Raw genomic sequence first — 21,460 nt, forward strand, 5'->3', positions numbered from 1 at the left:
AGTTCGGATCTAAAATCGGCGCAAGTGACGCCGCAAAAGCTTGTGCGCGCGGACCACGAGTATAAACTCGGGACAGTTTGAAGCCTGAGCAAGGAAGGTCAGTTTTCAGATGACACTGCGCATATCGGGAAAACACATGGATATCGGCGATGCGTTCCGTACGCGCATCAACGACCGTGTCGGGGAAGTGATCGGGAAATATTTCGATCGGGGCTTTTCAGGGCAAATCGTAGTCGTCAAATCGGGGTCGCGCTACACGGCCGATTGCATGATCCGGCTGGACTCCGGTGCTTCGCTGCAGGCGACCGGCGATGCCCAGGATCCAACGCTTGCCTTCGATACCGCGGCGGACCGTCTGGAAACACGCCTCAGGCGCTACAAGCGCCGGCTGAAGTCGCACAATTCAGGCAATAGCAACGGCGAGCTCACCGACGTCGCCTATACGGTGATGGCGCCGCTTGCCGACGACGAGGAGGACATACCGGAGAATTTCGCGCCGGCCATCGTCGCCGAATCGACCATGACGCTGCGGACCATGTCGGTGGCGTCAGCGGTGATCGAACTCGACACCAAGGACAGCCCGGTCCTGGTCTTCCGCAATGCCGGAAACGACCATCTCAACATCGTCTATCGCCGGCCGGACGGGAATATTGGCTGGATCGACCCGTCCACGGCCAAGGTCGCGCAGGGGTAAAAACCAGCCGCACGCGAGCGTGGGGACTGGCGACGGCAGGCGAACAAGGGATTTCAAGCATGGATCTGAGCGATCTCGTCAGCGTTCCGGCAATCATGCCGGCGTTGAAGGCGAACTCCAAAAAGCAGCTGCTGCAATTGCTGTCCGAAAGGGCGGCGGCGATTTCCGGCATTCCGGAGCGAGAGGTGTTCGACACAATCCTGCAGCGCGAGCGGCTCGGCTCCACCGGCGTCGGCAACGGCATCGCCATTCCGCACGGCAAGCTGGCCGGGGTGAAGCGGATCGCCGGCGTTTTTGCCCGGCTGGAGACACCGGTGGACTTCGAGGCCCTCGATGATCAGCCGGTCGACCTGGTGTTTCTGCTTTTGGCTCCCGAAGGCGCCGGCGCCGACCACCTCAAGGCGCTGTCGCGCATTGCGCGGGTGCTGCGCGACGCCGACACGGTTGCCAAGATCAGGGGCACGCGCGACGCCGTAGCCATCCACGCGCTGCTGTCGGACACACAGGCCTCGCACGCCGCCTGAGGTTTTGATTAAATCCGTTGAAGGGCCGCCGTGAGCGGCCCTGTCCGTTTCCAACCAGATCGCTGTGCCGTATTTGTCAGTGGATAACGACGTTAGTGGATAGCGACCGGGGTCAGATCGTTTTCCAGCGCGCCAGCCAGTGCCCGGTCGCGAGCGTCCGAAAGCAGGATCGGCTGGCCATTGGCGGCAAACAGGGCCCACAGTTCCAGCCCGGGCGCGATTTCGCCGAGGCCCGGGAAACGGCCGCGCAGATCGTCGCTCGACACTTTCCTGAGATAGGCGACAGAACCTTCGCCGAGATGGGCGAATTCGCCGCTGGTCATGATGATATTTTCGTTAGTTCTGGTCATTTCAAGCCTCCTTGCCGCGAGATGCCGCTCAAGGCCATCCCGCATGAGAGCTATCGGCAAAAATCAGTCTTTCACCGATATGTTTATTTTTCGTACCAGCCGTTCGGATTCCGGCCGATCGAGATCGATCGACAGAAGGCCGTTCTTCAATTCCGCCGCAATCACCCGCATGCCGTCGGCCAGCACGAAACAGCGCTGAAACTGGCGCGCGGCGATGCCGCGGTGGAGGAATTCGCGCTCGGTGTCGTCGTTCTGACGGCCGCGCACGACCAACTGGTTCTCCTCCGTTGTGACATCGAGATCGCTTTCCGCGAAACCGGCGACGGCGAGCGTGATACGCAGCCTTTCGGTTTTGCCGTCGGCACCGCTGAGGCGCTCGATGTTGTAGGGAGGATAGCTGTCACCGGACTTTGCCAACCGCTCCAGCGTCTTTTCCATGGAATCGAAACCGAGGAGAAGCGGGCTGGAAAAAGGCGTCATTCGGCTCATGTTACAGTGTCCTCTCAAGAGCGACATAAAGTGGAAAAACCCGGATGGCATTTTTCCCGATGGTCTTGATATGGTCCGCCGCCCGGCAGACTTCAAGCCGTCACACGTCCCGCCCAAAAAGACTTGCCAAAACAAGGAATTGAAATGCCCCAATCCCGCAGGATCATCATCGACACTGACCCCGGCCAGGACGATGCCGTCGCCATATTGCTGGCGCTGGGCAGCGCCGAGCTGGAGATCGTCGGCATCACCGCGGTGGCCGGCAACGTGCCGCTGAAACTTACCGAAAAAAACGCCCGCAAGATCTGCGAGCTGGCCGGCCGGCCGGACGTCAAGGTCTATGCAGGCGCCATCCGGCCGCTGGCGCGCGAACTCGTCACCGCCGAGGAAGTGCATGGCAAGACCGGCCTCAACGGGCCGCAACTGCCCGAACCAAAGATGAAACTGCAGGACGAGTATGCGGTTGATTTCATCGTTGAGACGCTGATGAACGAGGAGAGCGGCACGATCACGCTGTGCGCGCTCGGGCCGCTCACCAACGTTGCGCTGGCGCTGATCCGCGAGCCGAAAATCGCGCCGCGCATCAAGGAAATCGTGCTGATGGGCGGCGGCTTCTTCGAGGGCGGCAACGTCACGCCGACCGCCGAGTTCAACATCTATGTCGATCCGCATGCTGCCGATGTCGTGTTCAAATCCGGCATTCCGATCGTGATGATGCCGCTCGACGTCACCCACAAGGCGCTGACCACCGCCAAGCGTACGAAGGCCTTCCGCAAGCTCGGCACCAGGGTCGGCACGGCCACCGCGGACATGCTGGAATTCTTCGAACGTTTCGACGAGGAGAAATACGGTACCGACGGCGGCCCGCTGCACGATCCTTGCGTGATCGCGTATCTGCTGAAGCCGAAGCTGTTCAAGGGGCGCAACTGCAATGTCAGCGTGGAAACCGCCTCGGAGCTCACCATGGGCATGACGGTGATCGACTGGTGGGGGGTGACCAAGCGGCCGAAGAACGCCATGGTGATGCGCGACATCGACCATGATGCGTTTTTCGCGCTGTTGCTGGAACGGCTGGGGCGGCTTTAGGGCTGCTCAGTAGTTGAGCAGGCGGTAGGTGGTGGTACCGTCCTGGCGTTGTTGTTCTTCGATCGAGACTTCCGATCCAATCATGTGGGGTGTTTCCACCTCACCATCGACAAATATCCGAGCGTTGCCCTCATAGAGGCGGACTTCATATCTATAATAAAGTCCATGTCCGACGGAACCCCTCGGATTTAGAGGCATCGTCGCAACATCTTCGACGGTGCCTCCTACGAGTTGTGTGCCAGTGATCGGACTGTTCTGCCTGGTTACAATCGGCACAGCGATCGCGAGAGCGAGCGCACACAAGATTGTGATGCCAACAACTCTGTCGCGAAACTCTTCCCGAAGCAAAAGAATGCGGGTTCTAAGAGAAAGATTTGCCGGCCCCATACCTTAGAGTTGAGTAGCATAGGGGCTTTGTTCAAGAGCGATTCCCCGAAAAAGCCATGTCACTCGCGTCACCTTTGAAAACAGCTTATCGATCGATCGTCGTTCAATTTGCAAACCGGTAAAAGACGAAGCCATTGTCGCGCGTGACGCGCTCGATGCCTACGCGCGAGCCGATCAGATGCGGGAGGTCGTCGTAAACGAGGACCGTCGAACCGTTCTCAAGGACCAGCAGATATTGGATATTGCGCCCTTTACCCTGTCCACTTTTGATCGTCGCATCGACCGGGTCGACCGATCGGATCGGACTTGCGTCATTCGCCCATTTGTTCAGAGCCGACGGAACCATCGCCGCGAACAAAGCGATGAACAGGATCACGCCAAACGCGTTCCTTTTCAAATCCGCGTAACTCCACGGCATAGACATGAATCCCCAACTGTTGATCCATGTGGTGGCCTGAAGGCCGACTTTCAATCGGCTTTCCTATTCCAGGATGTTGCTGTTGGCGTCGTCGGGCTCGCGGCCGTTACTTCGCCTTGGAAAAGGCCAGCCACAGGCCGCCGCCGACCAGGAAGCTGCCGCTGATCCTCGACAAGAGCTTGAGGCGGCCGGCCGACAGCAGGCGTCCGGCGCGGCCGGCGGCCAGCGCGTAGGTCGAATCCGAGACTGCGGCGAAGATCATCGCGGTGAGACCCATGACGCCGATCTGTAGTGCGTAATTGCCTTCGGGAGCGATGAACTGCGGAAAGAAGGCGCCGAAGAACACTAGCGTCTTTGGATTGCTGATCGCCACCAGCAGGCCCTGCAGGAAGAAGCCGCCACGTGGCCTTTTTGCCGTTCCGTCGGCGTTCAGCTTGCCTTTCGAGCGGAACATCTGCACGCCCATCCAGATCAGGTAGGCGGCGCCGATCAGCCGGACCCACTCGAACCAGTGGCCCATGCCCGCGATCAGCGAAGTCAATCCGATGCCGACGATGGCGATCATGATGGCTAGCCCGGCCTGGGTGCCGGCGACATTGGCGAGCCCTGCGCGCGAGCCATGGCGGATGCTGTTGGCAATGATCAGCGTCACCGTCGGCCCCGGCACCAGGATGATGACGATGCAGGCGACGACATAGGTGGCGTAGAGTTCCAACGACATTTTTTCCCTCCACAGATGCCGCTCGTGCGGCGCGCTGTCGCGATCAATGCATGGCGATGAGTTGCGTGCAAGCCGGCGAGGCGCCGACAATGCGGAGTTGATTTCAGCAGGCGCCGGCCTGCCATGGCAGCGTTGTCTCATAGGCGGCAGCCGCCCTCAGCACGGAGAGGTCACCGCGCGGCCGCCCGATCAATTGCATGCCCATTGGCCTGCCCCTGGCGTCGAAGCCCGCCGGCACATTGATCGCCGGGCAGCCGCCCAGCGTGGCGAACGCTGAAACCTGCATCCAGCGATGATAGCTGTCCATGGCACGCCCGGCCACTTGCCTTGGCCAGTGGGTGACGACATCGAAGGGAAAGACCTGTGCGGCTGGCAGCGCAATCAGGTCGAAACGCTCGAAGAGCGATAGCAGCATTCGGTGCCAGGACGAGCGCCTCACCGTGGCGGCGTGGATCTGCGGCGCGGTGAGGCGCAGTGCATGTTCCACCTCCCACACGGCCTCCGGCTTCAGCAGGCTGCGTTTCGAGGGATCGTCGTAATGCGCCTTCAGCGCACAACCGCTGCTCGCCTGGCGAAGCGTTACAAAGGCTTGCCACAGCGCTTCGAAGTCGAATTTCGGCATCAGCGGCTCGGCCTCGAAGGATACATCCGCGAACCGGCCGAGTGCTGCCTCGCAAAGCTGTAGAATGCCTGCTTCAACCGGCAGATGGCCGTCGAGATCGCCGAGCCAGGCGATGCGCCCGCCGGCCGCCGGTGCGTCCAGCCCTTCGAGGAACGAGCCTGGCTTATCATGCGACAGCGGCGCGCGAGGATGATAGCCGGCCTGAACGTCGAGCAGCAACGCCATGTCACGCACGTTACGCCCCATCGGCCCTTCGACGCCCATTTGCGCAAGAAACACATCAAGGTCTGGGCCGGCCGGCACCAATCCCTGCGATGGACGGAAGCCATAGACATTGTTGTAGGCAGCGGGATTGCGCAGGGAACCGCCAAAATCGCTGCCATCGGCAACGGGAACCATGTCGAGCGCCAGCGCGACCGCCGCACCGCCGCTCGAGCCGCCGGCGGTCAGCGCCGGGTCAAATGCGTTGAGCGTCTGTCCGAACACGGTGTTGTAGGTGTTGGAGCCGAGCCCGAATTCGGGAACATTGGTCTTGCCGATGATGATCGCGCCGGCCTTGCGGACGCGCTCGACGAAGAAGTCGTCCTCCTCAGGCACAAAATCGGCGAAGATCGGCGAGCCGAAGGCGGTTCTCAGGCCTTTTGTCAGCGCAAGATCCTTGATCGCGATCGGCAGGCCGAACAGCGATCCGGTATCTCCACCTCGCGCCAGATGAGCGTCAGCGCTGTCGGCCTCGCGCAGGATGTCGGCACGCTCACGCAATGAAACGATAGCGTTGACCAGCGGGTTCACCGCCTCGATCCTGTCGAGGAATGCCGCGACCACTTCGCGCACCGAAAGCTGCCGGCGCCTGATCTTCCCGGCAAGCGCCACGGCAGACAGGCGGCAGATGTCGCCGGCGGGCGGCACCGCGTGCTTCGTCGTCGGGCGCATGGCTGTCATCCCGCTTTAGCCTGCAGATTTCTGCAGGGCGGCATCGACGTCCCTGGCCAGCGGGATGGCCGGCTGTGCACCGGCTTTCAGGCAGGCCAGCGAACCGGCTGCGGCAGCGCGGGCTAGCGCCTGGTCGAGCGGCAGGCCGGCTGCCAGCCCGGCTGCAAAATAGCCGCAGAACGTGTCGCCGGCACCGACCGTGTCGAGCGGGGTGATCTTCAGCGCCGGAACCATCAGGAGATCGTCCGGCGTTGCCGCCAGAACGCCGTCCGAGCCAAGCGTGACGACGATGGTGCGGCCGGTTCTCGCGGCATAGTCGCGCATCCGTGCCGGGCGGTCGCGGCCATTCAACGACAGCGCCTCGCCATAGAGGTCGAACTCGGTTTCGTTGGCGACGAGATAGTCGGCCTTGCCGAGGAAGCCGGCCGCGTCGCCATGGAAAGGTGCGGTGTTGAGCACGGTGATCGCGGCGGCCGTGCTTGCCGCGTCGAGTGCTGCCTCGACGGTCTGCAGCGGGATCTCCAGTTGCAGCAGCACGACGTCGCCGTTTTTTACGAAAGCCTTGGAAAGGTCACCCGGCACGACCGAATCATTGGCGCCCGGCACAACGGCGATCACGTTCTCGCCGTCGGCGCCGACCATGATCAACGCGGTACCGGTCGAGGCAAAGGTCTCGCCGACGCCGGACAGGTCGATCTTGCCGTCGCGCAGCAGCGCCAGAGCGTCGCTGGCGAAGCTGTCCTTGCCGACCGCGCCGACCATGCGCACCTTGGCGCCGGCGCGGGCGGCGGCCAGCGCCTGGTTGGCGCCCTTGCCGCCGGGGGCAGTAGCGAAACCGGAGCCGCGCACGGTCTCGCCGGGACCGGGCAAGCGGTCGACACTGGCGATGAGATCGAGATTGATGGAGCCGATGACGACGATCAAGTAGTGCCTCCCGCTAGCGCATACCACTCTAATTGCCCGGGAAGCTACTCCGTAAGATCGCTGCTTGTCACCCTAGCGGTCCTTGCATCGCTCCAATCGTTCCATTCGTTGGCTATTCAAGAAGAGACCTGTCCCGCCTCCCAGCCGAGGATGGCGCGTTTGCGGGTCAGACCCCAATGGTAGCCGGTGAGTGCGCCGGACTTGCCGAGAGCCCGGTGGCACGGCACGACGAAGGACATCGGATTGGCACCGACCGCGGCACCGACAGCCCGGCTGGCACTCGGTGCGCCGATGCGCGCGGCGATCGAGGAATAGGTGCAGGCCTGGCCCATCGGAATGCGCAGCAAGGCCTCCCAGACACGGACCTGGAAGTCTGTGCCGATCATGACAACGCGCAGCGGCTGGTCGGCGCGCCACAGCGACGGATCGAAGATGCGCGCGGCATAGGGTGCCGTCGCCGCCATGTCCTCGACATAGGTCGCATTCGGCCAGCGGCTGGACATGTCGGCAAAGGCCGCACGCTCGCCGCCGGGGTCGTTGAAGGCGAGGCCGGCAAGGCCGCGGTCCGTCACCATGATCAGCGCGATGCCGAAAGGCGAGATATGATAGCCGTAGCGGATGGTGAGCCCTGCGCCGCGGGTCTTGTAATCGCCCGGCGACATCGCTTCGTGGGTGACGAACAGATCGTGCAGCCGGCCTGGGCCGGACATGCCGAGTTCGAACGAGGTTTCAAGCAGCGGCATGCCGGCATCGAGCAGCTTGCGCGCATGATCGAGGGTGACGGCCTGCAGAAAAGCCTTGGGCGACAGGCCGGCCCAGCGGGTGAACAGCTTCTGCAGCCCGGTCGGCGTCTCGCCGACCTCCTCGGCCAGCACTTCCAACGAAGGCTGGTCGCGATAGTCGAGGCTGATCTTTTCGATGGCACGACGGACGATTTCGTAGTCTCCACCTTCAGGCGTGATGTCTTTCTGAAGGATTGCTGTCGTTTTGAGAGGCATTTGGGCGTTCATGGCAGTATCTCCTTGAGTGCGAATATCGTCCTTCGCGGCGCCGATCACCACCCGAAACTTGCTTTCCCGCGGCATGTACCCAGATAGAGCTGGGCTTTGAATGGGGAGGACGGTCGTGGCTGGTGAAAAAGTAAACCTGACCGGGGCAAAGGAGACTTTGCTTTTGACACTTTACGGCAAGGCGCTGGAGAGCCGGCTGCCCAATTCGCTGCTCAGGGACTACTTTGCCGACGAGGCGGTGCGCAACATCGACTATGATTTCTCACAGCTCAAGGTCGACAACAATCTCGGCGTCGGTCTAGCAATCAGGGCAAAGACGCTGGACGTCTGCGTTCAGGACTTTCTCGCCCGAAATCCTGACGCCATCGTACTGCATCTCGGGTGTGGGCTCGATACGCGCGTATTCCGTATCGATCCGCCAGCCGGCGTGGACTGGTTCGACGTCGACTATCCCGAAGTCATCGACCTCAGGCGCAAGCTCTATCCCGTGCGGGATCACTACCACCTGATCGCTTCGTCGGTCACCGAACCGGGATGGCTGAACGAAGTACCTCGGGATCGCCCGGCCATAGTCGTGGCGGAAGGCCTGACTCCCTACCTGGGCGCCGAAGAGGGGCAGCAACTGTTTTCTCGTTTGGTGGGACATCTTTCGAGCGGCGAACTGGTTTTCGATGCCTATAGTCGCCTGGGCCTGAAGATCATTCGCCTCAATTCCTCCTTCCGCGCCACCGGTGCCGAGGTCCATTGGAGCATCGAGAACCCGCATGAGTTGGAGCGAGCCGTTCCGAAGCTGCGGTTCGTCGAGGACATCCCTGCCTATAAGCCGGAACATGCCGCTCGCATGCGCTGGTTCGCGAAACTGTTTGTTCGCCTTTGGAAATACATTCCAGCATTGCGCAAGATCGGCAGGCTGTTGCGCTATCGGTTCTGAAACGCTGGCTCAGCGCGCCTTAGCGGCTGCCAGAGCGCGCGAAAATGCGGTGGCAAAACTCTCGCGGTCGGCGGGGTTGAGAAAGCCGCCGATCGAGACGGTTTTTCCTTGCGCCTCGACCGCCATTCTGGTGATGCCGATCTCGGCGTGGCGGGCGATCGAAAAGCGCGCCCAGAACGGATTGAAGCGGTGTGCTTCCGATTTGCCTGACGGGGCAGTCTTGCGGATGTCGAGGCTGGTGCGCGACACCGATACCTCCTCGCGAGCCCGGGCGGCACGATAATTGGCGCGGAAGGCGATGTAGACGGCGATCACGTCGAGGCCGAAGAAGCCGAACACCGGCCAGGCGCCGCGCGACAGAAAAAAAGCTCCGGTCACCAGCCAGCCGAACAGCAGGGCGCCCATCAGTATGGCAAAGCCGGTCTTGCCCAGCGACCGGTGCGGTGTCAGCAGCGCCTGGAAAAATGGCTCGTCGGCCTGAAATGAGGCGTTTGTGTCGCTCATTGGGGAATATTATAGGAAGGCAATGACAAGCCCCAAGCCCAAAAACTCTTCTGCGCTAAAAAAAGACCTGTTGCCCGGCCGCCGCGACGGCTCGAACGCCAAGCGGCGTCCGCGGCCCGCAAGATCGCGGGCGCTTTACAGCGCGGCCGAGGTGCATGAGATTTTCCGGCGCTTTTCCGTTCAGCGGCCGGAACCGAGGGGCGAGCTCGAACATATCAACGCCTTCACGCTGTTGGTGGCGGTGGTGCTTTCGGCTCAGGCGACGGACGCCGGCGTCAACAAGGCGACGCGGGCGCTGTTCAAAATTGCCGACACGCCGCAAAAGATGCTGGCGCTGGGCGAGGCCAAGCTCGGCGACCATATCCGCACCATCGGGCTATGGCGCAACAAGGCCAAGAACGTCATCGCGCTGTCGGAGGCGCTGATCCGCGACCATGGCGGCGAGGTGCCTGAGGATCGCGATCAACTGGTCGAGCTGCCGGGTGTCGGCCGCAAGACCGCCAACGTCGTGCTCAATGTGGCATTCGGCCAGCATACGATGGCGGTCGACACGCACATCTTCCGCATCGGTAACAGGCTCGGCCTGGCGCCGGGCAAGACGCCGGAACAGGTCGAGCAAGGTTTCCTGAAGATCATTCCGGATGAATATATGCGGCACGCGCATCATTGGCTGATCCTGCACGGCCGCTATGTCTGCAAGGCGCGCAAGCCGGATTGCCCGGCCTGCGTCATCGCCGATATCTGCAAGGCCAAGGAAAAGACGACCAGCGTGCCTGCACCGCTGGTGGAGATCGCGCCGCTCGGGCCAGGAGAAGCGGCTACTGAGTCAGTGCCCGGCAAGCGACTGTGAAGTTCCTCGCATGTGGCGCCGTCCACGTTCAGGAACTCTCTTCGACAAACACCTCCTCGCGCTTCTTCTTGACCGCGGGGAGAAACACGATGACGAGCACGGCAAGCGCGATGAGGAGCAGGCTGGCGCTGATCGGCCGCGTCACGAAGGTGCTCGGATCGCCGCGCGAGAGGATCATGGCGCGGCGCAGGTTTTCCTCGAGCAGCGGGCCGAGCACGAAGCCGAGCAGCAGCGGCGCAGGTTCGCAGCGCAGCTTGGTCAGGAGGTAGCCAAGCAAGCCGAAGAAGGCGACGGCATAGAGGTCGTAGACGTTGGTGTTGACGCTGTAAACGCCGATCGAGCAGAACGCCATGATGATCGGGAAGAGCACGTAGTAGGGGATGGTAAGAAGTTTCACCCAAAGCCCGATCAGCGGCAGGTTCAAGATGATCAGCATCAGATTGCCGATCCACATCGAGGTGATGATACCCCAAAACAGCGCAGGCTCTTCGATGGCGACATTGGGGCCGGGCACGATGCCCTGGATGATCATAGCGCCGATCATCAGCGCCATTACCGGGTTGGCCGGAATGCCGAGCGTCAGCATCGGGATGAAGGAGGTTTGGGCGCCGGCATTGTTGGCCGATTCCGGTCCGGCGACGCCTTCGATGGCGCCCTTGCCGAATTCCCCGGGATTTTTCGAGACACGTTTTTCGACGGTGTAGGAGGCAAAGGCGGCAAGGATCGCGCCGCCTCCCGGCAGGATGCCGAGCGCCGAACCGATGATCGTTCCGCGCACGATGGGAGCCGCCATGCGCCGAAAATCTTCGCGGGTCGGCATAAGGCCGGAGATCTTTCGGATCAGCACGGAACGCTCATGCTCGTTTTCGAGGTTGCGCAGTATCTCGGCGACGCCGAAGACACCGACCGCCACTGCGACGAAATTCAGCCCGTCGGCATATTCGCGGATGCCGAGCGTGAAACGGGGTGTACCGGTGTAGATATCGGTGCCGACAAGGCCGAGCAGCAGGCCGAGCACGACCATGGCCAGCGCCTTGACGATCGAGCCGTGGGCGAGCGCGACGGACGAGACCAGACCGACAATCATCAGCGAAAAATACTCGGCAGCACCGAATTTCAACGCTATCGCCGTCAGCGGCGGGGCAAAGATGGCGACGAGGAAGGTCGACACCGTGCCGGCAAAGAACGAGCCTATCGCCGCGGTCGCCAGTGCCGCCCCGGCGCGGCCTTTCCTGGCCATCTGGTAGCCGTCGATGGCGGTGACGGCCGACGAGGATTCGCCGGGCATGTTGATGAGAATAGCGGTAGTCGAGCCGCCATACTGCGCGCCGTAATAGATGCCGGCGAGCATGATCAGGGAGGAAACCGGATCGCCGATCTGGAAGGTGATCGGCAACAGCATGGCAATGGTTGCGGTGGCGCCGATACCGGGCAGGACACCAATCAGCGTGCCGAGAAGGACACCGATCAGGCAGAAACCGAGGTTTGCCAAAGATGTGGCCGTCGAAAAGCCGAGTGCGAGATTGTTGAGGAGTTCCATTTCATCTCCTCACAACGACAGTGGCAACCACGGGCCGAAACGCCGGAACGGCAGGCCGAGTGCGTAGCTGAAGATGGCGAACGCGAACAGCGTCAGGCCGGCCGACAGCACGAGCGCGGTCAGCGGCTTCATGCGGCCGCTGGCAAACGATGCGATCAGCGCCGCCAGGAAGATCGATGGGATGAAGCCGAGGCCGCGCACCGTCAGGCCGAAGAAGATCGGAGCAGGCAGGATGAACAGCATGCCGCGCCACGCAATGTAACCGATCGGCTCGCTCTCGAAGCGCACTGCCTCGACTAGGATGACGGCGCCGAGCAGAATGAGCACGATCGCCAGAACCAGGGGGAAATAGCCCGGCCCCATGCGAAAGGCGGTGCCGATTTCGAGGCCCAGCGACTGCAGCGCGAAAAAGACGCCAATAAAGATCAACAGCGCGGCGCATATGCCGTTGGCTCTGTCGATTGCGAAAGGTTTCATGACGTCCTCCCGGCCCGCCTCACGGGCGTGCCGATGCCGGTGTAAAAACGGGGCGCCGGCGGCGCCCCGTTAAAAACCTTTAGTCGGCGTACTGGCCGGCCGCTTCGATGATCGGCTTCCAGCGCGCAATCTCACTTTCCAGCTTGGCCTTGAGCGCGGCCGGCGTGGCATCGGCCTCGGGCGACGGCTTGGTGCCGAGTTCGGCAAATCGGGCGACGACGTTCTGGTCCTTCAGCGCCACCTGCAGAGATTTCGACAGGCGTTCGGTGATCTCGGCCGGCGTGCCCTTGGGTGCATAGATGCCGTGCCAGATGCCGACCTGCACCTGGGGAAGACCGGCCTCTATCGTCGTCGGCACGTCCGGCAGCACGTCTAGCCGTTGCGGCGAGGTTACGGCATAAGCCTTGATCGTGCCGCCCTGGATCTGCTTGGTGGTATTGGTCGTCTGGTCGCACATGATGTCGACCTGGCCGCCGAGAAGATCGGTCATGGCCGGGCCGGTGCCCTTATATGGTACGGTGACCAGCGGCGTGCCGATGGCGCTCATAAACAGCATGCCGCACAGATGCGAGGCGGCACCGATCCCGGCATTGGCAACGGTGATGCTGTCCTTGTTAGCCTTGGCGTAGTCGACCAGCCCCTTCAGATCGGTCGGCTCGAGGTCCTTGCGGCCGACGATGGTCATCGGCACCTCGGTGACGAGGCCGACATATTCGAATGCGTTCAGCGTGTCGTAGGCGAGCTTTCTGTAGAGCGTAGCACTTGTCGCCATGCCGATGTGATGGAGGAGCAGCGTGTAGCCGTCAGGCTCGGCATTTGCGACGCGGCCCGCGCCCAGTGTGCCGCCGGCGCCGCCGACATTCTCGACGATGACCTGCTGGCCGAGGTCCTTCGACATGGCTTCCGCGACAAGACGCGTGACGGTGTCAGTCGGGCCGCCGGCCGAAAACGGCACGACAATGCTGATCGTGCGTTCGGGGTAGGTCTGCGCGCCAGCGGCCGGTGGGTAAAGCATGGCGGCCGCAACGGCAGCCAGCGCGGCGACGAATTTTCTCATCGTGATTCCTCCCAGGATACGAATTACCAACCGCTGCGCGGAGTTCCTCTCAAAACCGAATGTAGATGGAGCAATAACTAGCGCAACCCGACAAATGACAATCAGCCTCGAACGGCAAACTGCACGTTTGTCCGCGCAAATGAGTGGAAAGGTTGGGCCGCGCGATGCCCTTCCTCCGACCTATCTTAATAACCGTAGCCGCGCGCCATCGCCGCCGCGAACACCGGGATCAAGAGGAAGATGAAGGCCTCGGTGCGGACATAGCTGCGAACGGACGCTAGCTCCGCCGCAGGCACCTGGAAGCCGGGACTGGCGCTCGCCTGCCTATTCCAGGACAGGAATCGGACGGTCGGGATAATCGACAACAGGCCGACAATTGCGAAGGCGGCCATCTTTGCCCAGAACATCCAGTTGTAGACGTAGAATTCCCAGCCCTTGAGACCATAGATGACGCGGCCGATGCCGGCGACGATGATCAGCATGGCGATGATGCCGTAGTGGCGATCGATGCCGACAAGCCGCTTCAGCGTCGCGGCGGACAAGTCGCTGCGGATCAGGACGAACTCGGCGCCGATGATGCCTGCCAGCGAAAACACCAGCAGATGATGGAAGATGGCAAGCACAAGGTCGGTCGTGTCCATGCTGTTTTCCCTCTGTCGGACGGCAGCGCCGAAACCCAACGCGCCTGAACCAGTACTGGAGAAAAACTAACACCGCCTGGCAGGATTCACATCAGCCTGGAAGATGATCTACACAGCCTTGGCTCTTGTTTTTCGCAACGGATTTGGATTTCCCGTCTCGGGCGTGTCGCTGTCCCCACTTTTGGAAGACCTGCACGGGCAACAACCGAGACATGACCATGGCCAGTCCGCATACAATTGTCGCCCCAGTAATTGAGACCTCGCGCACGGTCCTGCGGCCGCACCGGCTTGACGATTTCGACGCCTATGTCGCGATGTGGGCCGATCCCGCCGTCACCCGCTTTATCGGCGGCAAGCCGCGCACGCGGGAGGAAAGCTGGATGCGCTTCCTGCGCCACGCCGGCCTGTGGTCGCTTCTGGGCTACGGCTTCTGGGCGATCGAGGAAAAAGCGACCGGCCGCTTCATCGGCGAGGCCGGCTTTCACGATCTGAAACGCGACATGACGCCGTCGATCGAGGGCATTCCGGAGGCCGGCTGGGCTCTGGTTTTGGGCGCGCATGGCCACGGGTTGGCCAGCGAAGTCGTCGCACGGGTGCTTGCCTGGGGCGACGAGACGTTCGGCGCCGCGAAGACCGTCTGCATCATCGATCCGGAAAACACCGGATCGCTGAACGTCGCGGCAAAATGTGGTTATGGCGAAGTGCTGCGAACCGTCTACCAAGGCAAGCCGACCATCCTGCTGGAGCGGCAACCCTGACGGATGTTGTTTGGCACTGCCTGCCACGTCGTCTTCGGACGTCCGGTTCGCCAGCCTGAAAATCGCGCAGGCCGATTGTGCCGCATGCGGCGTGTTCTGTCTTTGACAGGAAGACGCAAACTCTGCATGAATTTTATCGAGCGGGTCTGAAGTCAGGCCACGTTTCTGGCAGGCACCGGAGGAGGTGTCGCGATTTGGAGGAATCCCATGCTGAACAGACGCCGATTCTTGATGAGCACCGCGGCAGCAGGTGCTGCCGGACTCGCGGCATCGCATTTTATTCCCGCCTTCGCGCAGGACGCGCCGCAGCTGCAGATTTTCGTGCCAGCGGCGCCGGGCGGCGGCTGGGACCAGACGGCGCGCGCCATGGACCAGGTGCTGCGCAGCGAAAAACTGATCTCCGGCTCGCAGATCACCAATGTCGGCGGCGCCGGCGGTACTGTCGGCCTGCCGCAATTCGTCAACCAGTGGAAGGGCAAGGGCAATGCGCTGATGGTGGCTGGCATGGTCATGGTCGGCGCGATCATCGCCAACAAGGCGGCTAACAACCTTACCGAAGTCACGCCAATCGCCCGCCTTACTGGCGAGTTCGAGGCGCTTGTGGTGCCGGCCGCCTCGCCATTCAAGACTGCGGCCGACTTTGTTGCCGCCCTCAAAGCCGACCCGACGCAGGTTCCGGTCGCCGGCGGTTCGGCTGGCGGCTCGGACCACATCTTGTTCGGCCTCATCGCCAAGACCGTCGGTGTTCCGGCCACCAATCTCTCCTATGTGCCGTTTGCCGGCGGCGGCGAGGCGCTGTCGGCGCTGCTCGGCAACCAGGTCGCGGCCGGCATCTCCGGCTATGGCGAGTTCGCCGAACAGGTCAAGGCGGGTGCGCTGCGGCTGCTGGCCATCTCCGCGGATAAACGCCAGGAGGGAATTGATGCGCCGACGATGAAGGAAGCCGGCATCGATGTCGAGCTGTTCAACTGGCGCGGCGTCTTCGCACCGCCCGGCGTCTCGGACGCCGACAAGGCAGCAATGATCAAGCTGATCGAGACCATGGCCAAGAGCGACGCCTGGGCCACCGAATGCAAGAACCGTAACTGGACGCAGATCCTGCTCACCGGTGACGATTATGCGAAATTCGTCGCCGAAGACACGGCCCGCATCGGGACGATCCTCAAGGACCTCGGCCTGGCGTGATGCTCTCGGCAAGGGGCGGCCTGCGCCCAACCCTTGCCGATTTTCGCCAGCCGCATGGACATACGCGGCGCCGGAGGTGAAACTAGGCCGAGATCGGCCGAGTGAGACCGGTCCAGGGAGAACCGGCCCTCGGGGCTGGCATTGGGAGGACGATGATGAGCACCAGCGACCAGCAGGCGCCGCCGCGCCTTGCAGTGCCCGAACTGCTGATCGGCGTTGGGCTCCTCGCCTGTGCGGGTGCGGTTGCCTGGCAGACGCTGGCAATCCCGGTCTCGCCGCTCTATTCCAAGGTCGGTCCGACCGTCTTTCCCTACATCACCATGACCGGGATGATGATCCTGTCGCTGCTGCTCATCATTGCCGCCTTGCGGGGCGGATGGCAGCCGGAGGACGAAAAGGAGACGCCGACCGACTGGAAGGCGATGGGCATCGTCGCCCTCGGACTGATCGCCAATCTGGTGCTGATCCAGCCGCTCGGCTTTACCGCGGCATCTGTCATCATGTTCGTTCTCATCTGCCACGGTTTCGGCAGCCGGCGTCCGCTGCGTGACGTGCTGCTCGGGCTGATCCTGGCGCTGGCCGCCTATTTCGGCTTTGCCAGGGCGCTTGGCGTCAATATCGGTGCCGGCTTCATCGAAAACCAGCTGAATGCGACCGTCGATTCGATCGTTGCCATGCTGAGGGGCTGACGCCATGGAAACGCTTGGCCATCTCGCGCACGGATTTTCGGTCGCCTTCTCGCCGATCAATCTCATATGGTGCCTGGTCGGCACCACGCTGGGGACTGCCATCGGCGTGCTGCCCGGCCTCGGGCCGGCACTGACCATCGCGCTGCTGTTGCCGATCACCTATCAGGTGGCGCCGGAGGCATCCTTCATCCTGTTTGCCGGCATCTACTACGGCGCCATGTATGGCGGCTCGACGACATCGATCCTGCTCAACACGCCTGGCGAAAGCGCCACCATCGTCACCGCGCTGGAAGGCAACCGGATGGCCCGCTCCGGCCGTGGCGGTGCGGCCCTGGCGACCTCGGCGATCGGCTCCTTCGTCGCCGGCACGCTGGGCACGATCGGCGTTGCCTTCCTGGCGCCGATCGTCGTCAAATTCGCGCTGGCCTTCGGCCCGGCCGAATATTTCTCGCTGATGGTGCTGGCCTTCATCACGGTTTCGGCGGTGCTCGGCTCGTCTTCGGTGCGCGGCCTGACCAGTCTGTTCGTCGGCTTCGTCGTCGGCATGATTGGCGTCGACCTGCAGACGGGGCAGCCGCGCTTCACCTTCGGCATGAGCGAATTGTTGGACGGCGTCGACGTCATCGTCGTCGCCGTTGGCCTGTTCGCCGTTGGCGAGACGCTTTACATGGCCTCGCGCCGCTATGCCGGCAAGGACGATATCGTGCCGTTGAAGGGCTCGCTCTACATGACCGCGGCCGAATGGGCGCGCTCGTGGAAGCCATGGCTGCGCGGTGCCCTGATCGGCTTCCCGATCGGTGCCATGCCGGCCGGCGGCGCCGAAATCCCGACCTTCCTCTCCTATGCGATCGAGAAGAAACTCTCCAGACACAAGGAGGAGTTCGGCACCGTCGGCGCCATCGAGGGCGTTGCCGGGCCGGAGGCCGCCAACAATGCATCCGCGGCCGGCGTGCTGGTGCCGATGCTGACGCTCGGCCTGCCGACCTCGGCGACGGCCGCGATCATGCTGTCGGCGTTCCAGAGCTACGGTATCAATCCGGGGCCGCTGCTGCTGACGACGCAGGCCGACCTGGTGTGGGGGCTGATCGCCAGCCTGTTCATCGCCAATGTCATCCTCGTCGTCCTCAACCTGCCGCTGATCGGGCTCTGGGTGCGATTGCTGAAGATCCCGGCGCCGCAGCTCTATGCCGGCATCGTCGTGTTCGCCACGGTCGGCACCTACGGTATCTCGCAATCGCCGATCGACCTCGTCATCCTCTATCTGCTCGGTGCCGCCGGCTTCCTGATGCGGCGTTTCGATTTCCCGACCGCGCCGGTCATCATCGGCATGATTCTCGGGCCGCTTGCGGAAACGCAGTTCCGCCGCGCGATGACCATCTCGAACGGCGATTGGACGGTGTTCTACAAGCATCCGCTGTCGCTGACGCTGCTGACGCTGGCCTTCATCGGCCTGGTTGGACCGCATATCTGGGCCTACATCGAGCACAGGCGCTTGCGCGGGCCGGAGCACGTGCCGGGCGATGCCTGAGCTGTTCGTGACGTCATGACCGACCTGCTTTCCGGCATCCGCGTTCTCGACCTGACCAATGTGCTGGCCGGCCCCTATTGCACCTATCAGCTGGCGTTGCTCGGGGCCGACGTCATCAAGGTCGAGACGCCGCAAGGTGGTGATCTGGCGCGCCAGCTCGGCGCCTCGCCGGAGCTCAACCGGGCGGGCATGGGCGCTTCGTTCCTGGCGCAGAATGCCGGCAAACGCTCGGTGGCGCTCGATCTCAAGCAGGAGGCCGACCGCGAACGCTTCCTCGATCTGGTCGCTTCGGCCGACGCGCTGGTCGAGAATTTCCGCCCCGGCGTAATGGACCGGCTGGGGCTTGGCCATGCCAGGCTGAAGGAGGTCCGGCCAAGCCTTGTCTACTGTGCGATATCGGGCTTCGGCCAGACCGGGCCGATGCGCGACAATCCAGCCTACGACCAGATTATCCAGGGTCTTTCCGGCATCATGAGCATCACCGGTACACCGGAAACGGCGCCGCTGCGTGTCGGCTATCCCGTCGCCGATACGCTTGGCGGGCTGGTCGGAGCCTTCGCCATTACCGCCGCACTGGTCAAGCAGAAGACGACTGGCGAGGGCGCGTTCCTCGACGTGTCGATGCTCGAATGCACGCTTTCTGCGCTCGGCTGGCCGGTGTCGAACTATCTGACGGCGGACGTCGAGCCGCAGCCGATGGGCAATGAAAACATGACGGCCGCACCGTCTGGCGCGTTTCGCACCGGCGACGGCTTGCTCAACATCGCCGCCAACAAGCAAGAGCAGTTCGTCACGCTGTGCCGGTTGATCGGTCGGCCGGAGTTGGCGTCGGATGTCCGCTTTGCCGAGCGCGAAACGCGCAAGCAGAACCGCATTGCATTGAAAGCGCTGATCGAGGATGCCTTGGCGAGCGGCTCGGCCGCCGCCTGGGAGGAGACGTTCAATCGCGCCGGCGTGCCGGCAGGCCGGGTGCTGACAATCCCGCAGGTACTGCAAGAGAGACAAGTGATCGAGCGCGGCATGACGGTACGCTTCCAGGCCGTGTCCGGGATGGCTAGGCCGCTGACCGTGGTGCGCGGCGGCTTCATGGTCGATGGCGAGGCACCTTTGCCGAGCAGGCCGCCGCCGGGGCTGGGCGAGCATATGGACGAAGTTTTTGCCAACCTGCCGCCACGCGCCAAGAAAAGAGCGAAGGCATGAGCGGCACGGAAAAGAAGCCATGAGCGACACGGAAAACAAGGCTGGCCGCGCGCGCGGCGAGGAATGGTGGCAGACCGGCATCATCGAGATGCGCCCCGGCGTCATCCGGCTGCGCGGCTATGAAATCCAGGATCTGATCGGTCGCGTCAGCTTTCCGGCAATGATCTGGCTCATGCTGCGCGGCGAACTGCCGAGCGAGGAGCAGGCGGCGCTGCTCGGCATCGCGCTGGGTGCTGCCGTCGACCATGGGCCGCAGGCGCCGTCGATCGCCATCGCCCGCATGGCGATCACGTGCGGCGTCGGCATCAACAGCGCCATGGCATCTGCCATCAACGTGCTTGGCGATGTGCATGGCGGCGCCGGCGAACAGGCGCTTTCCTTCTACGGCGACATCGCCGCTGAAGTGGACGCCGGCGTGCCCCTCGCGGGCGCCGTGTCGCTGCGGGTTGATCATTTCCTTGCTGGGGAGGACGGTTATGTGCCCGGGCTCGGCCATCGCTTCCACCCGGTCGACCCGCGGGCGCCCCGCCTCATCGAGCTGACCCGTGACTTTGCCGCGCGCGGCGTCGTCAGCGGGCGCTTCGCCGATATCGCCGAGATGGTCGAGGCCGAGGTTTCGCGGCGCAAGGGCAAAAAAATCCCGCTCAATATCGACGGCGCCACGGCCGTCATCTACGGCGAGCTCGGCTTCCCGCCGCCGCTGACGCGGGGCCTTTTCGTGCTGTCGCGCTCCGTCGGCATCCTCGCACATGCATGGGAACAGTCGCAGGAGAGCGAACGCAACAAAGGGCCACTGCCGCGCGAATGGCTGTGGGCCTATACCGGCACGCCGGCGCGGCCTCTGCCCGAGGAAGACGATGGCAGTCAGTGAGGCATCGGTTCAAGAGACGGGGGCGGCGGGCGCTGGAAACCAATTCCATCCCGACACAGTTGGGGCATGCCTCCATCTTCTATTGAGCGGGATCTTTTCCGAACGCCGGACTCTGCTTTTTGGGATTATGCTCCAGTTCGGCAATCCTGATGTTCCTCACCAGCGTCGAAAGATCCGGCTCGTCGATCAGCAACGCCGCGTCGGTCGGCGTCAGCCATGCCCGCTGCCGTCTCTTGGCTTCTTGCCACTTGGCAAGTTCCTCGGTTACCTCAAGCAAATAGACGACGACATCGACGCGAACGAAGCGGTTCGCCAGCCGCTTCCAGTAGTGGTAGGTGCCGGCAGGCTGTTTCAGTGTCTTGCCGAGAACACCGGCTTCTTCCTGTGCTTCGATGGTGGCTGCCTTGCGGCCGCTCTTGCCCTTCATCGGCCAGCCCTTCGGTACGATGAAGCGCCTCGTCGTTCGCGATGTGACCAGCATCACCTCGACATCGCCATGCTCGTTCAGCCGAAAGGGAATCGCCGCGACCTGGCGAACCCCGTCGCCCTTCCTTGCCTTGCGTACAACCTTCTTCTTGCTGGCTGCCATTCGATAATCCAGTCGAATCGGTGCCCAGACGGCAAGGGCAGCGTTGCAAACTCGCCCGCTTTCAATGGGGCGCAGGCGGAGCGGTTTCCCCAGTATATAAGTCGGCTAAATAAATGAAAGGGACCGGTCGTCAGCGGCAGGTGCTGACAAAGCCGCTCCCTGACGGCAGCAACTGGCAAGTTGGCCTCATCTGCGGCACCTCCTGCCGTTGCGGTATTGGGATTTGGCGATCCAGGGCACGGTACTGCTGTTGCTGCTGCTGGTATTGCTGCCGCCGCAGCCTGTTCTCCAACATCTGCAACTGGTCTTGCTGGATCAACACGTTGCGATCGGCGGGACTGCCGACCTGTGCCGATGCAGCAGGATTTACGCCCGACAGCATCGACGCAGTCAGCATTGCCGACCCTAAAAACGTCAATAGACGAAGCCGTGGCATTCGTTCATTCCCGCACAAAACCAATCTTCTTTTAATATAGGGCTTT

Annotated in this window: 25 protein-coding genes; 11 read left to right on the forward strand and 14 right to left on the reverse strand. The window is 62.6% G+C overall.

Features of this window, described 5'->3' with window-relative positions; genetic code table 11:
- Positions 1 to 109: 109 nt before the first annotated feature.
- Together hpf and ptsN are read left to right on the forward strand one after the other, a co-directional pair.
- Positions 110 to 694 carry a ribosome hibernation-promoting factor, HPF/YfiA family gene (hpf, locus tag NKH60_RS22895; protein WP_023675267.1) on the forward strand — a complete coding sequence of 195 codons (585 nt, stop codon included), beginning with the start codon at positions 110 to 112 and terminating at the stop codon, positions 692 to 694.
- A gap of 59 nt (positions 695 to 753) precedes the next feature.
- Positions 754 to 1,218 carry a PTS IIA-like nitrogen regulatory protein PtsN gene (gene ptsN / locus NKH60_RS22900; RefSeq protein WP_023675268.1) on the forward strand — a complete coding sequence of 155 codons (465 nt, stop codon included), beginning with the start codon at positions 754 to 756 and terminating at the stop codon, positions 1,216 to 1,218.
- A gap of 92 nt (positions 1,219 to 1,310) precedes the next feature.
- Here ptsN and NKH60_RS22905 read toward each other — a convergent pair whose 3' ends face one another.
- Together NKH60_RS22905 and NKH60_RS22910 are read right to left on the reverse strand one after the other, a co-directional pair.
- Positions 1,311 to 1,568: a BQ00720 family protein gene (locus NKH60_RS22905; RefSeq protein ID WP_023675269.1), complete on the reverse strand. Its 258-nt coding sequence runs from the start codon at positions 1,566 to 1,568 to the stop codon at positions 1,311 to 1,313.
- A gap of 63 nt (positions 1,569 to 1,631) precedes the next feature.
- Positions 1,632 to 2,057, reverse strand: a complete 426-nt coding sequence (locus NKH60_RS22910) for an Hsp20 family protein (RefSeq protein ID WP_023675270.1) — start codon at positions 2,055 to 2,057, stop codon at positions 1,632 to 1,634.
- A 144-nt stretch (positions 2,058 to 2,201) separates the two neighbouring features.
- On the opposite strand from NKH60_RS22910, the gene NKH60_RS22915 reads away from it, so the two are divergent.
- Positions 2,202 to 3,143, forward strand: coding sequence for a nucleoside hydrolase (locus NKH60_RS22915; protein WP_352469434.1), 942 nt, complete (start codon positions 2,202 to 2,204; stop codon positions 3,141 to 3,143).
- A gap of 490 nt (positions 3,144 to 3,633) precedes the next feature.
- On the opposite strand, the gene NKH60_RS22920 is transcribed toward NKH60_RS22915, so the two are convergent.
- The 5 genes from NKH60_RS22920 to NKH60_RS22940 all read right to left on the reverse strand — a co-directional run bounded on the left by NKH60_RS22920 (position 3,634) and on the right by NKH60_RS22940 (position 8,158).
- Positions 3,634 to 4,002, reverse strand: a complete 369-nt coding sequence (locus NKH60_RS22920; RefSeq protein WP_352469435.1) for a hypothetical protein — start codon at positions 4,000 to 4,002, stop codon at positions 3,634 to 3,636.
- A gap of 52 nt (positions 4,003 to 4,054) precedes the next feature.
- A complete protein-coding gene (locus NKH60_RS22925; RefSeq protein WP_352469436.1) occupies positions 4,055 to 4,669 on the reverse strand; it encodes a LysE family translocator in 615 nt (204 codons plus the stop codon).
- Between the two features lie 103 nt (positions 4,670 to 4,772).
- The gene (locus tag NKH60_RS22930) at positions 4,773 to 6,233 is read right to left on the reverse strand and encodes an amidase (protein ID WP_352613033.1); all 1,461 of its coding nucleotides are present in this window, start codon (positions 6,231 to 6,233) and stop codon (positions 4,773 to 4,775) included.
- Between the two features lie 6 nt (positions 6,234 to 6,239).
- On the reverse strand, positions 6,240 to 7,148 hold the full coding sequence (locus tag NKH60_RS22935; RefSeq protein WP_352502653.1) for a ribokinase: 909 nt from the start codon (positions 7,146 to 7,148) through the stop codon (positions 6,240 to 6,242).
- Positions 7,149 to 7,264: 116 nt separating this feature from the next.
- Positions 7,265 to 8,158, reverse strand: coding sequence for a methylated-DNA--[protein]-cysteine S-methyltransferase (locus NKH60_RS22940; protein WP_352453988.1), 894 nt, complete (start codon positions 8,156 to 8,158; stop codon positions 7,265 to 7,267).
- 115 nt (positions 8,159 to 8,273) lie between these two features.
- Here NKH60_RS22940 and NKH60_RS22945 point away from each other — a divergent pair, with 115 nt between their 5' ends.
- A complete protein-coding gene (locus tag NKH60_RS22945; RefSeq protein ID WP_352834529.1) occupies positions 8,274 to 9,089 on the forward strand; it encodes a class I SAM-dependent methyltransferase in 816 nt (271 codons plus the stop codon).
- A gap of 9 nt (positions 9,090 to 9,098) precedes the next feature.
- Here the strand turns inward: NKH60_RS22945 and NKH60_RS22950 are convergent, their stop codons facing one another.
- On the reverse strand, positions 9,099 to 9,593 hold the full coding sequence (locus NKH60_RS22950) for a DUF2244 domain-containing protein (RefSeq protein WP_023675281.1): 495 nt from the start codon (positions 9,591 to 9,593) through the stop codon (positions 9,099 to 9,101).
- A gap of 22 nt (positions 9,594 to 9,615) precedes the next feature.
- Here NKH60_RS22950 and nth point away from each other — a divergent pair, with 22 nt between their 5' ends.
- Positions 9,616 to 10,443 carry an endonuclease III gene (gene nth, locus NKH60_RS22955; protein WP_352469441.1) on the forward strand — a complete coding sequence of 276 codons (828 nt, stop codon included), beginning with the start codon at positions 9,616 to 9,618 and terminating at the stop codon, positions 10,441 to 10,443.
- A gap of 28 nt (positions 10,444 to 10,471) precedes the next feature.
- Here the strand turns inward: nth and NKH60_RS22960 are convergent, their stop codons facing one another.
- From NKH60_RS22960 to NKH60_RS22975, 4 genes are all read right to left on the reverse strand, one after another.
- Positions 10,472 to 11,983, reverse strand: a complete 1,512-nt coding sequence (locus NKH60_RS22960; RefSeq protein ID WP_352873432.1) for a tripartite tricarboxylate transporter permease — start codon at positions 11,981 to 11,983, stop codon at positions 10,472 to 10,474.
- Positions 11,984 to 11,992: 9 nt separating this feature from the next.
- Positions 11,993 to 12,460, reverse strand: a complete 468-nt coding sequence (locus NKH60_RS22965; protein ID WP_352469443.1) for a tripartite tricarboxylate transporter TctB family protein — start codon at positions 12,458 to 12,460, stop codon at positions 11,993 to 11,995.
- 79 nt (positions 12,461 to 12,539) lie between these two features.
- On the reverse strand, positions 12,540 to 13,517 hold the full coding sequence (locus NKH60_RS22970; RefSeq protein WP_352469444.1) for a tripartite tricarboxylate transporter substrate-binding protein: 978 nt from the start codon (positions 13,515 to 13,517) through the stop codon (positions 12,540 to 12,542).
- 185 nt (positions 13,518 to 13,702) lie between these two features.
- On the reverse strand, positions 13,703 to 14,158 hold the full coding sequence (locus NKH60_RS22975; RefSeq protein ID WP_352469445.1) for a DUF2214 family protein: 456 nt from the start codon (positions 14,156 to 14,158) through the stop codon (positions 13,703 to 13,705).
- 218 nt (positions 14,159 to 14,376) lie between these two features.
- Here NKH60_RS22975 and NKH60_RS22980 point away from each other — a divergent pair, with 218 nt between their 5' ends.
- The 6 genes from NKH60_RS22980 (at position 14,377) to NKH60_RS23005 (ending at position 20,389) form a co-directional block, all read left to right on the forward strand.
- Positions 14,377 to 14,916 (forward strand): GNAT family N-acetyltransferase, encoded by a 540-nt coding sequence (locus NKH60_RS22980; RefSeq protein ID WP_352469446.1) that lies wholly within the window; start codon positions 14,377 to 14,379, stop codon positions 14,914 to 14,916.
- 207 nt (positions 14,917 to 15,123) lie between these two features.
- Entirely contained in the window at positions 15,124 to 16,101 is a 978-nt protein-coding gene (locus tag NKH60_RS22985) for a Bug family tripartite tricarboxylate transporter substrate binding protein (protein ID WP_352453995.1), read from the forward strand.
- Between the two features lie 155 nt (positions 16,102 to 16,256).
- Positions 16,257 to 16,790, forward strand: coding sequence for a tripartite tricarboxylate transporter TctB family protein (locus tag NKH60_RS22990; protein ID WP_352469447.1), 534 nt, complete (start codon positions 16,257 to 16,259; stop codon positions 16,788 to 16,790).
- 4 nt (positions 16,791 to 16,794) lie between these two features.
- Positions 16,795 to 18,318: a tripartite tricarboxylate transporter permease gene (locus tag NKH60_RS22995; protein ID WP_352834533.1), complete on the forward strand. Its 1,524-nt coding sequence runs from the start codon at positions 16,795 to 16,797 to the stop codon at positions 18,316 to 18,318.
- A 15-nt stretch (positions 18,319 to 18,333) separates the two neighbouring features.
- Positions 18,334 to 19,518: a CaiB/BaiF CoA transferase family protein gene (locus NKH60_RS23000; RefSeq protein ID WP_352834536.1), complete on the forward strand. Its 1,185-nt coding sequence runs from the start codon at positions 18,334 to 18,336 to the stop codon at positions 19,516 to 19,518.
- A gap of 19 nt (positions 19,519 to 19,537) precedes the next feature.
- Positions 19,538 to 20,389, forward strand: coding sequence for a citryl-CoA lyase (locus tag NKH60_RS23005; protein WP_352834539.1), 852 nt, complete (start codon positions 19,538 to 19,540; stop codon positions 20,387 to 20,389).
- Between the two features lie 79 nt (positions 20,390 to 20,468).
- Here NKH60_RS23005 and NKH60_RS23010 read toward each other — a convergent pair whose 3' ends face one another.
- Together NKH60_RS23010 and NKH60_RS23015 are read right to left on the reverse strand one after the other, a co-directional pair.
- Entirely contained in the window at positions 20,469 to 20,978 is a 510-nt protein-coding gene (locus NKH60_RS23010; protein ID WP_352469451.1) for an NUDIX hydrolase, read from the reverse strand.
- 130 nt (positions 20,979 to 21,108) lie between these two features.
- Entirely contained in the window at positions 21,109 to 21,375 is a 267-nt protein-coding gene (locus NKH60_RS23015) for a hypothetical protein (RefSeq protein WP_352469452.1), read from the reverse strand.
- Positions 21,376 to 21,460: the final 85 nt, after the last annotated feature.

The sequence above is a fragment of the Mesorhizobium sp. M1006 genome (assembly GCF_040318825.1).
GTDB lineage: Bacteria > Pseudomonadota > Alphaproteobacteria > Rhizobiales > Rhizobiaceae > Mesorhizobium.